Source organism: Planococcus chinensis, from assembly GCF_042681545.1.
GTDB lineage: Bacteria > Bacillota > Bacilli > Bacillales_A > Planococcaceae > Planococcus > Planococcus chinensis.
Genome location: NZ_JBHUFW010000012.1, coordinates 142,438 through 156,283, shown reverse-complemented (window position 1 = coordinate 156,283; position 13,846 = coordinate 142,438). Strand labels below are relative to the sequence as shown.

At 50.2% G+C, this 13,846-nt stretch carries 13 protein-coding genes; 4 read left to right on the top strand and 9 right to left on the bottom strand.

Annotated elements, in window-relative coordinates:
* Positions 1-2: 2 nt before the first annotated feature.
* From glgA to glgB, 4 genes are read right to left on the bottom strand one after another with little or no spacing between them, the layout of a single operon-like run.
* Positions 3-1,439 (bottom strand): glycogen synthase GlgA, encoded by a 1,437-nt coding sequence (glgA, locus tag ACFSDB_RS16245; protein WP_204892772.1) that lies wholly within the window; start codon positions 1,437-1,439, stop codon positions 3-5.
* Positions 1,436-2,458, bottom strand: coding sequence for a GlgC family sugar phosphate nucleotidyltransferase (locus tag ACFSDB_RS16240; protein ID WP_204892773.1), 1,023 nt, complete (start codon positions 2,456-2,458; stop codon positions 1,436-1,438). Before ACFSDB_RS16240 ends, glgA begins: the two co-directional genes overlap by 4 nt.
* Positions 2,455-3,603, bottom strand: a complete 1,149-nt coding sequence (locus ACFSDB_RS16235) for a glucose-1-phosphate adenylyltransferase (protein ID WP_204892774.1) — start codon at positions 3,601-3,603, stop codon at positions 2,455-2,457. The genes ACFSDB_RS16240 and ACFSDB_RS16235 overlap by 4 nt, the downstream gene beginning before the upstream one ends.
* The gene (gene glgB / locus ACFSDB_RS16230) at positions 3,596-5,482 is read right to left on the bottom strand and encodes a 1,4-alpha-glucan branching protein GlgB (RefSeq protein WP_377340619.1); all 1,887 of its coding nucleotides are present in this window, start codon (positions 5,480-5,482) and stop codon (positions 3,596-3,598) included. Before glgB ends, ACFSDB_RS16235 begins: the two co-directional genes overlap by 8 nt.
* Positions 5,483-5,728: 246 nt before the next feature.
* On the opposite strand from glgB, the gene ACFSDB_RS16225 reads away from it, so the two are divergent.
* Positions 5,729-6,307 carry an SCO family protein gene (locus ACFSDB_RS16225; protein WP_204892775.1) on the top strand — a complete coding sequence of 193 codons (579 nt, stop codon included), beginning with the start codon at positions 5,729-5,731 and terminating at the stop codon, positions 6,305-6,307.
* Positions 6,308-6,310: 3 nt separating this feature from the next.
* A complete protein-coding gene (locus ACFSDB_RS16220; protein WP_204892776.1) occupies positions 6,311-6,640 on the top strand; it encodes a hypothetical protein in 330 nt (109 codons plus the stop codon).
* Positions 6,641-6,678: 38 nt separating this feature from the next.
* On the opposite strand, the gene ACFSDB_RS16215 is transcribed toward ACFSDB_RS16220, so the two are convergent.
* On the bottom strand, positions 6,679-7,716 hold the full coding sequence (locus ACFSDB_RS16215; RefSeq protein WP_204892777.1) for a lactonase family protein: 1,038 nt from the start codon (positions 7,714-7,716) through the stop codon (positions 6,679-6,681).
* A 277-nt stretch (positions 7,717-7,993) separates the two neighbouring features.
* Here ACFSDB_RS16215 and ACFSDB_RS16210 point away from each other — a divergent pair, with 277 nt between their 5' ends.
* Entirely contained in the window at positions 7,994-8,902 is a 909-nt protein-coding gene (locus ACFSDB_RS16210) for a proline dehydrogenase family protein (protein ID WP_204892778.1), read from the top strand.
* A gap of 42 nt (positions 8,903-8,944) precedes the next feature.
* Here ACFSDB_RS16210 and ACFSDB_RS16205 read toward each other — a convergent pair whose 3' ends face one another.
* Together ACFSDB_RS16205 and ACFSDB_RS16200 are read right to left on the bottom strand one after the other, a co-directional pair.
* Positions 8,945-9,883 carry a ring-cleaving dioxygenase gene (locus ACFSDB_RS16205; protein WP_204892779.1) on the bottom strand — a complete coding sequence of 313 codons (939 nt, stop codon included), beginning with the start codon at positions 9,881-9,883 and terminating at the stop codon, positions 8,945-8,947.
* Between the two features lie 19 nt (positions 9,884-9,902).
* Positions 9,903-10,604 carry a hypothetical protein gene (locus ACFSDB_RS16200; protein ID WP_204892780.1) on the bottom strand — a complete coding sequence of 234 codons (702 nt, stop codon included), beginning with the start codon at positions 10,602-10,604 and terminating at the stop codon, positions 9,903-9,905.
* A gap of 195 nt (positions 10,605-10,799) precedes the next feature.
* Between ACFSDB_RS16200 and ACFSDB_RS16195 the strand changes: the two genes are divergently transcribed.
* On the top strand, positions 10,800-11,801 hold the full coding sequence (locus ACFSDB_RS16195; protein ID WP_377340614.1) for an alpha/beta hydrolase: 1,002 nt from the start codon (positions 10,800-10,802) through the stop codon (positions 11,799-11,801).
* Between the two features lie 44 nt (positions 11,802-11,845).
* Here ACFSDB_RS16195 and ACFSDB_RS16190 read toward each other — a convergent pair whose 3' ends face one another.
* A complete protein-coding gene (locus ACFSDB_RS16190; protein ID WP_204892781.1) occupies positions 11,846-13,159 on the bottom strand; it encodes a nucleobase:cation symporter-2 family protein in 1,314 nt (437 codons plus the stop codon).
* A complete protein-coding gene (locus tag ACFSDB_RS16185; RefSeq protein ID WP_204892782.1) occupies positions 13,156-13,743 on the bottom strand; it encodes a xanthine phosphoribosyltransferase in 588 nt (195 codons plus the stop codon). The genes ACFSDB_RS16190 and ACFSDB_RS16185 overlap by 4 nt, the downstream gene beginning before the upstream one ends.
* Between the last annotated feature and the right edge of the window lie 103 nt (positions 13,744-13,846).

The following is a 13,846-nucleotide window of genomic DNA, read 5'->3' as shown; positions in this document are numbered from 1 at the left end:
CCTCACCTTTCAGCGATTTTCTTGTAGACCTCCGCATATTTCTCAGCTGAACGCGGCCACGAATAATCGCCCTGCATGCAGTTTTGTTTGATTGTTTCCCAGTGGCTTTCTTGCTGATACAGCGATAGCGCGCGCCCTAAAGCATCTTCAAAAGTCTGTTGATTTGAAAAATCGCTTAAAAATCCATTGCCTGAGCGAAGGACTGGATCATATTCGATGATGGTGTCTTTCAAGCCGCCGGTTTTATTGGCTACAGGAATGGTGCCGTAGCGCATCGAGATGAGCTGGCTTAATCCGCAGGGCTCGAACAGCGACGGCATCAGGAAAATATCCGCGCCTGCATAAAGCAGATGGGCCAAATCTTCGTTAAACCCGATATGGACCTTCACTTTTTCCGGGAAGCTTTTTGAAAGGTCTTTAAAAAATTCTTCGTAATGCTCCCGCCCCGAACCGAGCAGCAAAAATTGCACATCTTCTGACTGCAGCAGATTCGGCAAAAGCTCTTGCAGCACATCGACCCCTTTCTGGTCGGTCAGCCTGGACACCATTGTCAGCAACGGAATATCTCCGCGTTCCGGCAGCCCGAATTTCTTCTGGAGCGCCCGTTTGTTCACCGCTTTTCGTTCAAGCGTAGTCTGGTCGTATTCCATTTCGATGACCAAGTCGGTTGCCGGATTGTAGAATTCCGTGTCCAGCCCGTTCAAAATACCGATCAGCCCTTCTCCTTTTTCCTGCAGGAGCGTCTCCAGCCCTTCCCCGTATTGCGCCGTCAAAATTTCATCCCTATATGCCGGACTGACGGTCGTCACTTGGTCTACATAGAGGATGCCGGTCTTCAGGTGGTTGAAATGCCCTTTCCAGCTGACGACCCCATCGTCATAATAGGACTCGTCCATTTCAAAATCTTCGATAAAGACGTCCTTCGGAAAGTTCCCCTGGAACTGCAGGTTATGGATGGTCAGTACAGTCTTCGTATGCTCCTGCAAAGCTGCATAGCGGCTATCTTCTTTGAGCAGGAAGGGAATGATTGCTGTATGCCAATCATGGGCGTGCAGAATATCCACTTGCTGTTCTTGCGCTGCTGCAACAGACAACACGGCGCGGCTCAAAAATCCGAAGCGTGTATGGTCGTCCGGCTCGCCGTAAATTTTCCCCCTTGAAAACAAGGCTTCATTTTCAACGAATAGATATTCAGCCCCTTCAAGGACCAGGCTGTAGGTTTTGCACCGCTGCATTCCGCCATTGAAAGGCACATCCAGCTCTTTTTCTTCTGTAAGCTGCGCAACGTATTCCGGCGGGATTGTGTCATACTTCGGCAGAACGACTTTCACTTCGTGCCCGAGTTTCACCAGGGCTTTCGGAAGTGAACCCATGACGTCTGCCAGCCCTCCTGCTTTTATAAACGGTACGCATTCTGCCGCTGCCATGATGATGTTCATCTATAATCCTCCTTCGAAACACTTTCCCCTTTGCGGAGCACAATCGGTTTTTCCGCAGTTCCGCGGAGAACAACGCCGGCGCCAATATGGACGCCCTTGTCGGCAATGACATAAGCCAAATCGCACCCTTCTTCAATTGTGCATTTTTGCATGATGATGCAATGATCCAGCTTTACGTCTTTTTTGATTGTCACGGCTCTGCTGATGATGCTTTCCTGCACAGTCCCTTTAATCGTACAGCCGTTTGCCACCAATGCCCGTTTAACGGAAGATCCCACCATATAACGGGTAGGCGGTTCGTCCTTCACCTTTGTATAGATCGGGCGGCCCTGCAGGAATAGCCGCTCCCGCTTTTCTTTATCCAAGAGCGCCATCGATTCATTAAAATAACTTTGGATGGAATCAATAATGGCAAAATACCCTGTATATTCGTATGTACCGAACACATACGAATTCTTTTTGCGCTTCACGCAGTCTTCGATGCTGAATATCTGCTTGTCACGGTACGTATGCAGCAAATCGATCAGAAGTTCCTTCTTTAAGATATAGCTTTTCAAGGAAGTCTCTCCGCTCACCGCTTCTGTGATATCTGCCCCTGAACGGATATGGGATTCCAGCATATCTTCGAAGTCCAGCTGGCACACCGTGAAACAATTGGTGATAACGACATATTCCTGGCGGCTCCGTTCGAAGAAATTCATGTGTTCCGCCAATGCCGGAAACGCGCCGACACTCATCTGGCCGATGTCTTTGGATGAGACAGGCAGGAAAAACAGCCCATCCCGCCTGCGGTCAAGATCCCAGCTTTTCCCTCTGCCGATATGGTCCATCAGGGAAACGAACGGGTAGGACGGGAACACCCCGACAGAATTGATCGAGGAGTTCACGACGTTCGATAGAACAAAATCGATCAGCCGGTAGCGTCCGGCAAACGGAATGGAAGCGGCAGAGCGGTATAGCGTCAAATCTTCCAGCTCTGGCAATTTTACAGTTGCATCGACTACGGCAACTAATTTCATACTTGTGCACGCCCTTTCCATTCATCTATGATGTCTTGTGTCAGGAGAATGATCTCGCCGCCCGGCACTCCGATTTCGAAGTTTTCCGGTATGATAAGATCCGGCGGAACAATGGTCCGGGTCAGCTTCGCCCCTCGGCCAACCACCACGCAATTCATGACGACACATTCATAAAGCGCCGCCCCTTCTTGGACGTTCACTTCCTGGAAAATGATCGATTTCTCCACTTTCCCTTCAATGAGGCAGCCTTCATTGACGAAGACCTCTTTCAGTTCGCCTGTTTCTGTGACCACTTGCGGCGGCAGCTGCCGGTTCGCTGAAAAAATCCGCCAGCCCGGATCGTGCAAGTTCAGCCCTGATTCCGTGTTCAACAAATCCATATTCGCTTCCCATAAACTTTCTACAGTCCCGACGTCTTTCCAATATCCCTTATAAGGATAGGCGACCAATTTTTCGCCTTCCCCGAGCATGAGCGGGATGATGTCCTTGCCGAAGTCATGGGAAGAGTCTTCGTTTTTATTGTCCAGCTCCAGGTATTTTTTCAGTTTCTGCCAATTGAAGATGTAGACGCCCATTGAAGCCAGATTGCTTTGCGGCTCTTTCGGCTTTTCAACGAATTCCGTCACTTCCATGTTTTCGTCAGTGTTCATGATGCCGAACCGGCTGGCTTCTTCCCACGGCACTTCAATGACGGAAATGGTGGCATCCGCTCCATTCGCTTTATGGAATTCCAGCATTTTTTGGTAATCCATTTTGTAGATATGGTCACCTGATAGAATGAGGACGAATTCCGGATCCTGTTCCAATAAATAAGCTAAATTCTGGTAAATCGCATTGGCCGTGCCGTTATACCATTTGATTCCATCCATTTCTGCGTAAGGCGTGAGAATCGTCACCCCGCCGTTCCTCCTGTCAAGATCCCAAGGGGTGCCGAGCCCGATATACCGGTGCAGCATATGCGGCTGGTATTGAGTAAGCACACCGACCGTCCGGATTTCAGAGTTAACGCAATTTGATAATGGGAAATCGATGATCCGATATTTACCGCCGAACGGTATCGCCGGTTTGGCAATATTGTAAGTCAGCGATTTCAGCCGGCTCCCCTGGCCTCCCGCTAACAGCATAGCCACTACTTTTCTATTCATGCCCGTCACTCCCGTCTCTTTTTTGTTTCCAGATGCTGATCGTATAAGCCGGCAAATCGATTTCAACGGAATAGTCCTGCCCGTCGAGCGGAGCTTGCCTTGCTTTTTTGATGGTTCCGCCTTCTTTTTCTGTCCCGCCATAAATAGACGCATTGCTTGTGAACATTTGCCGGTACGCCGCATTTCTCGGAACGCCCACTCCAAAAGCGCCATAATGGGCATCGGAAAAATTACAAATGATGATGCATTCATCTTTCGGCAGCTTCCCCCTTCGGATAAACGCTATCACGGATTGTTCATGGTTATGCGGGTCCAGCCACAGGAAGCCTTCCCGGTCGTCATCGAGCTCATACAGAGCCTTCTCGTTTCGGTACAGCGAGAGCAGGTCTTTCGTAAACAAAGCTGTTTCCCTATGGACCCTGTAATCGAATAAGAACCAATCCAGTTCCGGCTGGAATTTCCATTCCTCGGCATGGCCGAATTCCTGGCCCATAAAAATCAATTTTTTCCCGGGGTGAACAGCCCAGAATCCCAGCAGAAGCCGAAGCTGCCGGAATTTCTCTTCCTGGCTCCCCGGCAGCCGATTGAGCAGGGATTGCTGCCCGTCCACCACTTGATCATGGGAGAAAACCGAAATATACTTTTCTTCGTAATAATACGTCAATGCAAAACTCAGCTTGTCGTGGACATCCGGACGTGCTGAAGGGGGTGTTTCGAAATAGCCGAGCGTATCGTGCATCCATCCAAAATTCCATTTGTAGTGGAATCCGATCCCGTCTTCTTCCACTGCAGCTGTCACTTTCGGATAATGCCAGGCATCCTCGGCAATCAGGATCGCAGACGGAAAATGCTGGCGCAGCGATGTGGTCAGCCCTTGCAAGAACGCCTTTCCTTCGGGATTATGGACTCGTGCATCGTCGTTCGGAATATACAGCAATTTCATCAAGGCATCCATCCGAAAACCATCAAATTTGAATTCCTCCAGCCAGTAATGGGCGCTCGACAACAAAAAACTTGCCACTTCCCCCCGTCTGACATCGAAATTCAGCGTTCCCCATTCAGGGTTGATCCCTCTGCCTTCCCGTGAATCTTCGTATAATGGCTGGCCATTGAACAAAGCAAGGGCATGCAGATCCTGGCAAAAATGGCCCGGCACCCAGTCCAGGAAAAGCCCAAGACCGCTTTCTGCACATTTTCCGATGAAATATTTCAAATCATCACTTGTGCCGTAGCGGCTCGTCGGCGCAAAATATCCGGTTGTCTGGTAGCCCCATGATTCATCCAGCGGATGTTCAGTGAGCGGCAGCACTTCGATATGGGTGAACCCTTGTTTCTTCACATAAGGAATCAGCAATTCAGCAAGCTCCCGATACGTCAGAAAATCGCCGTTTTTCTTTCTTTTCCACGTACCGATATGCAGTTCATAGATCGCCATCGGCTTTTCGGCATGCTGCGCTGAATGGTTGCGCTTGAACTGCAGAGCGCCGGCTGTCCAGCGATGGGCTGAAACGGGCGCTACCACAGAGCGGTTTGCCGGCCGCTTTTCTCCGGCTCTTGCGTAAGGGTCCGATTTTCTGAGCAGCTCCCCTGCCGCCGTCTCGATTTCATAGACATACACGGAACCTGTCCGGTCTCCCGGAATGCTGCATTGCCAGATTGAATCGTCATCCGGATGCCGCTCCATCCGGTACCGTTCTTCCCCGGTATTTTGCGGATGCCAGCACAGCACCGAAACTTCTGCAGCTTCCGGCACCCATACGGAAAAGGCAGTTTCTTCCGGAAACGGATGGGCACCAAAATACAGATACGCATCCGCCATCCGGCCTTGATGAAATTCAGCGATTTTGTCGGAAGTCAGTTCCAGCTTCTTGTTGCCCAATCAAGCACCTCCAAAAGTACTGGCATTTATTATCATTAGTAATTACTATTATTCCACACTATTCATAAAAAACCCTTGAAAAAATCGGAATAATAAAAAAATAATGAATTTATGGCAATCCTTTCACATCTCTTTCCGGGCGTTCGCAATATTTACACATAAACCTCCGTTCAGGTACTTGTCCGCAGCCCGTGAATCCTCTACGCTTAAGGCAAACGTGTTTAAAACAGAAAGGATTTGTGCACCTTGAGAAAAACATTCAGGATTCTGCCGCTTGCGATTCTCGCTTTATTGCTTTCCGGCTGCAACAGCGGCATTGAAGATCCCTTGAATTGGGAGATAGAAGATTTCACTTTTACGAACCAGGATAACGAAGAGGTCGGATTGGCCGACCTCAAAGGCGAAGTTTGGCTTGCGGATTTCGTTTTCACCAATTGCACGACTGTCTGCTTGACGATGACTCCGAATATGGTGGACCTGCAGAAGCAGTTCAAGGACGAAGGGATGGACGTCCGGATTGTTTCGTTCAGTGTCGATCCTACAGTCGACAAACCTGAAGTGCTGAAGTCCTATGCGGAAAACTACGGAGCTGACCTCGCTTCCTGGGATCTATTGACAGGGTATGCGCCTGAGTTCCTTGACCGTTTTGCCATGGACAATTTCCGGACTGTCGCCCGCAAGCCTGAAGATTCGGATCAAGTGCTCCACGGGACAGGTTTTTATCTCGTGGATAAAAATGGCGTGATCATGAAAACCTATGATGGCGTCAACCCGCCGGTCGAGGATATCATCTCTGATGCGAAGATCCTTCTGGCGGAGGAATAGGCGATGAACAGGAAAAAATTATGGGTGTTGGCTGCCGTATTAGGAGCTGCTGCACTGATTGCACTTCTGTTGATGCCAAGGGAAAACGTTCCTTCCCCGGATTCCAGGGTCATTCTGGAGCATACCCACCGCGCTTATATTGCGCCTTCCTGTTTTGAAGTGTCGGATGCGACCAACTTCATCGAAGACGGGACATTGAAGGGAGCGGAAGAGATCGGCTACCCGCCCATCAACGAATGCACGGAAAAAGCTTTCGAAGGCAATAACGACAGTTTTGCAGTGGACTTTTTGAAAGAACTCGGCTTTATCCAAAAGGAATCGATAGACTGGTAAAAACCAAAGCAGGCAGCGGATTTTCGCTGCCTGCTTTTTTATTTGCCAATCAGTTTTACACAAACCGGTGCTTTGGTTGCCACCGGTTCTCCGTGGGGTTCCGGCATTCCACCGGACGCCAGCTTCAGCACATGGAGGGAATCGGACCGCTCATTGGCTGCAACAAGCCATTCGCCGCCCGGAATCAGCGTGAAATGGCGCGGCCCGGCGCCCCCTGAGGCTGCGAAGCCGAGGAGATCCAACTTGCCGCCGTTGCCGATTGAAAAGGCGGCGATGCTGTCATGGCCCCGGTTGGAAGCATATAAAAAACGGCCGTCTTCCGATACAGCCACTTCAGCACTTGTATTTTCCCCCGGCCACTCCTCCGGAAGAAGGGAAACTGTTTGCAAAGCTACCATCGAAGCCCCCTCGCCCAAAGAGTATACCGTTACGGAAGAGTTCAACTCCTGCAATACGTAAATGATTTTTTCAACGGGATGGAAGGCGGCATGGCGCGGTCCGCTGCCCGGACTGCATGGAACTTCGCGCTGCAGCGACAGCTTGCCCGTCGAATCATCCAGCCGGTAGATATAAAGCGTGTCTGTCCCAAGATCCGGCACTACGAAAAACGGGGTCCCGGGAATTTGGGAGACGGAATGCGGATGGGCAGCATCTTGCCTGTCCCTATTTGGACCGGTTCCTTCATGGCGGACGGAATCGGCCAGTCCTCCGATTTCTCCCTCCGGCGATAGTGGATAGACATTAACGTTGCCGCCGGAATAATTGACTGCAAGCAGCCAGCTCCCCGATTCAGCTATGGTGACGTGAGCCGGATGATCGCCGTTTGAAGGCTGCCGGTTGATTTCCACAAACTCGCCATCGGCCGGATTGCACAGGCAGGCAACCAGTTCGCCGTTTCCGGTTTCGCTCGCCGCTGCAAAACTCGAACCATTCGGATGGATTGCCAGGAAAGAAGGCCGATCGACCCCTGCCATCCCTTCCCCTTCGGTTAGCTTCCCTGCAGCAGAATCGAAACGCCATAGCTTGATCCCTTTTTCTTCTGGCCCTGAATAGGAGCCTGTCAGCAAGTAATGCATGCACTTCCTCCTTTTCTGAATATCGGTGCTGGCTTTTCATCAATGAAAACTTATTATTTTAGAATATTCCATCTTTCACCAGTATACGTGAAGGATGGATCGCTTTCAATTTCCGTCCGGCATGTTTTAAGTTAGGTGCTTGCCTTGTCATCGACTATAATAGTAGCAGGGATGAAATTCCGGTCCCAACGATGCATATGAACCTGAAGGAAACACGCGCCTTTTTGTTTTCCAGGCCATCCAAGTGGATTTTTCGTAAAGTATAGGAGGAAAAAAAGTGGGGCTTACAAGAGACTTTTTTATCGCTTTGTCAAAGAATCAAGTATTGAACAGCGGTGCAAAGAAATGGGGCTTGAAACTCGGAGCCAGTAAAATGGTAGCCGGGACGGACATCGACAGCATGATGAAGTCCGTAAAAGAACTGAACGCCGAAGGCATCAGTGCAACAATCGACAATCTGGGGGAATTTGTTTACAGCCGCGAAGAAGCACTGGCAGCGAAAAACAATATCCTGGATACGCTTGAAGCCATCCAACAGCACGGGGTTTCCGCCCATATGTCTGTCAAACTTACACAGGTCGGCCTGGATGTAGACTTCGGTTTCTGCCTGGAAAACATGCAGGAAATCGTGGCAATGGCAGCCAATTACGCCATTTTCATCAACATTGACATGGAGGATTACAGCCATCTTCAGCAGACCCTGGATATCCTGGAAGCCCTTTTGAAAGAATACGATAATGTGGGAACCGTCATCCAGGCTTATTTATACCGCTCGGAAAAAGACATGGAAGCGCTGCGCGATGTAAGGCTCCGCCTCGTAAAAGGCGCATACAAGGAAATTCCGGACGTGTCGCTGCAAAGTGCAAGCGATATCGACAGCAATTACTTGAAGCTGATCAAGAACCGCCTGCAGCTTCCCGTATTCACTTCAATCGCCACTCATGACCACGTCATCATCAATGAAGTGAAGCGTTTTGTGAAAGAGAACGACATTCCGCTCAACCGCTTTGAGTTCCAGATGCTTTACGGCTTCCGCAGCGAAATGCAGAAGGAATTGGCGCGGGAAGGCTTTAACTTTACGACCTACGTCCCATTCGGCGAAGACTGGTACGGCTATTACATGCGCCGGCTGGCAGAACGCCCGCAGAACCTGAACCTGGCGCTGAAAAGCCTGGTTTCCAAATAATCCGCAAAAAAGCGCAACGGAATTGCTTCCGCTGCGCTTTTTTTATTTCAACTCGCGTACACTTAAAGGCACGAGGTCTTCATCGAGGCGGCTTCGGTAGCGTTCATATTGCGGCGGCAGCATCAATTGTTCGCCCAGTGCGCCAATCGTTTCGTCTGTCGCAAACCCCGGCGGGTCCGTCGCAATTTCAAATAGAAGGTCCCCATATTCCCGAAAATAGATGGCATTGAAATAGCTGCGGTCCTGTACAGGCGTAACCCCAAGTCCGTACGCTTCCACATGCCGCTTCCAATCCAGCTGGTCTTCATTGTCTTTTGCGCGCCAGGCAATGTGATGGACGGTCCCGACACCCATCTGCCCCATGCCAGCGGGTGATAGTCTTACGTCAACGATGTTGCCGATGTCCGCAGAGGACCGGAAGCGCATCAAACCGGCTTCTTCTCCCACTCGCTCAAATCCCAATACCGTCTCAAGGAGCTCCGATGTCTTTTCAGCATTGGCCGAGAACAACGTAGCGCCCCCGAATCCTTTGATCGCCGTTTCAGGTCCGGTTCCGCCAAAGGCCCAGTCATTCCTTTCGCCCTCTGCCCGTTCCACCAATTCAAGGCGAAGGCCATGGGGATCATCGAATTGCAAAGAAGCTTCGCCGAACCGTTCCGTTTTGGCGAAAGCAATTCCGAATGCAGCCAATCTCTTTTCCCAAAACGGCAGGGCGTTCACTGGGATGGCATACGCGGTGACACCGACCTGGCCATCGCCAATTCGTCCTTTGTAGGCATCGCCCCAAGGGAAAAATGTCATAATGGTCCCGGGTTCCCCGCTATGGTTTCCAAAATATAAATGGTATGTTCCCGGATCATCGAAGTTGATGGTCTTCTTTACCAGCCTTAACCCGAGGACTCCCGCATAAAAATCCACGTTTTCCTGCGGATCTCCAACAATTGCCGTAATGTGGTGAATGCCTTCTGTCTTTTTTGCCATGCATTACCCCTCCAATCATTTAGTCCGTCCGTTTCTGATCTTCTTTATCACTTTGAAGCTTTGCCAGCTCGGCCTGCTTCTCCCGTTCGATCTCTTTTTTCTGCTCTTTTTCTTCCGTTCTCCCCTGTCCGTCTGCTTCGATGACCGCTTCTTTCTCGCGCTCTTTTATTTCTTCTATTTTCTCCATTTCCTGTTGGTATTCCTCTTCTACATCCGAAGTCGCCGGTATGAACGGCTCATCGTTGTAATCCACCCTTTTGCCATAGCGCAGCATTTCGTAAATGATCATGCCGTTGTTCGGCTTTCCATTCGCCGTCTTCATCGGTACGATATCGAATAGCACATAATAAAAGGCGTAGAAGGTGAACCGGTTCCAAAACGTCTGGTATTCCTGGATGATGCCGTTGGCAAGGAGCGCATTGATGGTAAACGCCACGACGAGATTGCTAATGATCGGCCCCGCATAAACCGCCGTATAAGCGAACCGCCCTTTCCTTCTCAAGTCATCATAGGAATACCAGCTGTACAGATGGTAATACTTTCTTACATCGAACATGCCGATTTTAAAAATCCGTGGCCCCGAACCAATGGTCAGACGGGGGTTCTTGACGCCGAAAATGGCACTGACAATCAAATAGCCGGATTCCCGCAAGAACACGACAATCGGCAAAATCAAAAATGCGGAGATGACCAGCGATACCAAATCCGAAAGTCCAAACATGCTTTTCACTTCCCTGCTTTTAGCTTCAACTCTTTCAATACCCAACATTGCAGAAGTTGAATCTTACTCGAATTATCAAAAAAGTTTCTCGAAAAGCTTTATTTAGGCATATTGACCCTATCGTTCCGCCTATTCTCCCAGTTAAGATAGAACTACTATTCTGATTAGTTATTTTATTTCTAAAGGAAGTGTACAATGGCCAATTTAAAGAACCTCCATACATATAAAAAGCGCATGTTTGTATTCCTTTTCATGGCTCTCCTCCTGTTCGGGGTCACCATGGAACAATTGTCTGCTCCCACCGATGCTTCGGCTTCTAAAAAAACGGCAGGCTCCAGCGCATACGCGCCGCCTCCCAACATCGTCGAAATCGAGCAAAATGTCCGGGTTGAAAAAAACCTGGTCTACAGCGATTCAGCCAATAGCTTTTTGGACATCTACTATCCGGAAGAAATGGCCGGCACCCTCCCTGTTATTTTATGGATTCATGGCGGCGGGTATATCGGCGGGTCCAAAAACAGCCGGCAGGATTATGGCATGGCTTTGGCGAACGAAGGCTTTGTCGTGGCAAACATCGACTATGCACTCGCGCCGGAACAGCTTTACCCGGGTCCGGTCATCCAAGCCAATGACGCAATTGAATTCTTGCAGAAACATGCTAAAGCCTACGGCGGAGACATGTCCCGCCTCTTTATAGGCGGCGACTCCGCCGGCGCCCAGATTTCAAGCCAGTTGGCAGCGGTGATTTCCAACCCGGCACTCGCTGCTGCCATGGGCATCACTCCGGCGGCCGGCTTGGAAACGCTTCGCGGCGCCATGCTGTTCTGTGGGTTGTACAATATGGAGACCGTGCGGGCGACCGCGTATCCACGAATCGATCTGTTCCTGAATACGTACACCGGCATGGAGCGCTTTGAAGCGCATAGCCGGATCGGCGAACTCTCCACCGTCAATCACGTAACACCGGATTATCCGCCCGTCTTTATCTCATCGGGAGATGCCGACAGGTTGACCCCGCAGTCGGTCGAACTGGCAGACGTACTCGAATCGCAAGGTGTACCCGTTGACCGCGTGTTTTTCGACGGCTCGGACAAAGGGCTTGGCCATCAATATCAATTCACACTTAATACCGTTGACGCCCAGGAAACATTCGAAAAAACGGTGAGTTTCCTTTCTGCCCATATGGCGGCTCAATAAAGAAAGAAGCTTTTGCTCCGGGAGCAAAAGCTTCTTTTTGTGTCTTAATTATGGACAGCGGTTTCCTGTACCGGCCGTGCCGCTTTTTCTTTCCGTTTGGTCGGAACCATATTAAAGACGATGTTCAGTGCAATCGCCGTTACACTTCCTGCGACGATGCCATTGCTCGTCAGAATTTGCAGGCTTGCCGGCAACTGTGCGAAAAGTTCAGGGACAACGGTCACTCCGAGGCCTATTCCGACAGAACAAGCGATAATCATGGAATTTTCCTGTGATTCTGTAATGATCTTGCTAAGCATTTTGATGCCTTGGGAAATCACCATGCCGAACATGGCGATCATCGCCCCGCCCAGGACAGCCGGAGGAATGATCGTTGTAGCTGCTGCAATTTTCGGTACGAATCCTAAAGTGATCAGCATCAAGCCGGTGATCAAAATGATTTTTCTCGATTTCACGCCGGACATCTGGATCAAGCCGACGTTCTGTGAAAAAGTGGTGTATGGGAAGGAGTTGAAAATTCCGCCCAGGACGATGGCAAGGCCTTCTGCACGGTAGCCTTTCGCCAAATCTTTCTCGGATATCTTCTTCTCAGTGATATCGCTCAGCGCGAAATACGTGCCTGTCGATTCAACCAAGGAAACCAAGGCGACCAAGATCATCGTGATGATGGCCGACCATTCAAATGTCGGCGCTCCAAAGTAAAACGGCTCGACCATATGGAAGTAGGACGCTTCCCCGATTGCAGAAAAATCGACGACACCCATGATTGTCGCAGCTAGCGTCCCTGCTGCCAAACCGAGCAGGATGGAAATCGCCCGCATAAATCCGGTCGCAAATTTATAAACCAAAATGATGAACAGGAGCGTGCCGAACGATAACGCGATGTTGGTCAATGAACCGAAATCGCTGGCTCCTTGCCCGCCGCCCATATTATTGATGGCCACCGGAATCAGCGTAATTCCGATAATCGTGACCACTGAACCTGTGACAACCGGCGGAAAGAAGCGGACAAGGCTGCCGAAAAAGCCGCTGATCAGCACGACAAAGATACCCGATACCAAGATAGAGCCGTAAATGGCTGAAATTCCGTATTCAGCACCAATGGCGATCATCGGGCCGACAGCGGTAAATGTACAGCCGAGAACGACAGGAAGGCCGATGCCGAAAAAGCGGTTGTTGACAATTTGCAGGATGGTAGCGACGCCGCAAAGCATGATGTCGATGGCCACTAAATAAGTCAGTTGTTCTGAATTGAGCCCCAATGCTTCCCCGACAATCAGCGGGACAAGGACCGCTCCGGCATACATGGCTAGCAAATGCTGAAAGCCCAAGGCTGTTGCTGCTAATCCGTTCTTCATAATGCTTTTTCCTCCTCAAGAAATTCAACTTTCCCATTTGCCAGAGACGAGATGATGGCGAGCGATTCCACGCGCACGCCGCGGTTGCGGAGCATGGCGCCGCCTTCCTGGAAGCCTTTTTCAATGACGATGCCTACACCGCCCAGTGCTGCACCGGCTTGTTCCACAATATCGATGAGTCCAAGGGCCGCTTGGCCGTTTGCCAGAAAGTCATCAATGACCAGCACAACGTCAGTTTCATCAATAAAATCCCGGGAGACGGAGATATCGTTTGTTTCATTTTTTGTAAAGGAATGGACACTTGCTGTATATAACCGGTCGACCAGCGTCAGCGATTTGCGCTTACGGGCAAAAACTGCCGGCACGCCGAGGACGAGCCCGGTCATCATAGCAGGCGCAATACCGGATGATTCCAATGTCAAAATCTTTGTAATGCCTTCTCCGCTGAAGCGCGAAGCGAATTCTTCGCCGATCGCCTGCATCAGAACCGGATCGATCTGGTGATTCAAAAAACTATCGACCTTCAGGACCGAGTCAGATAATACTTTGCCGTCTGCCATTATTTTTTCTTGTAATTTTTCCATGCTGTCAGCACTCCTTTCGTCACGTCCCGGAGCATAGAAAAAAGCCCGGAAGACGTGCATCCATTCATACCATGAGCGGAGCAAGCCTTTCGAGCCGAAATTC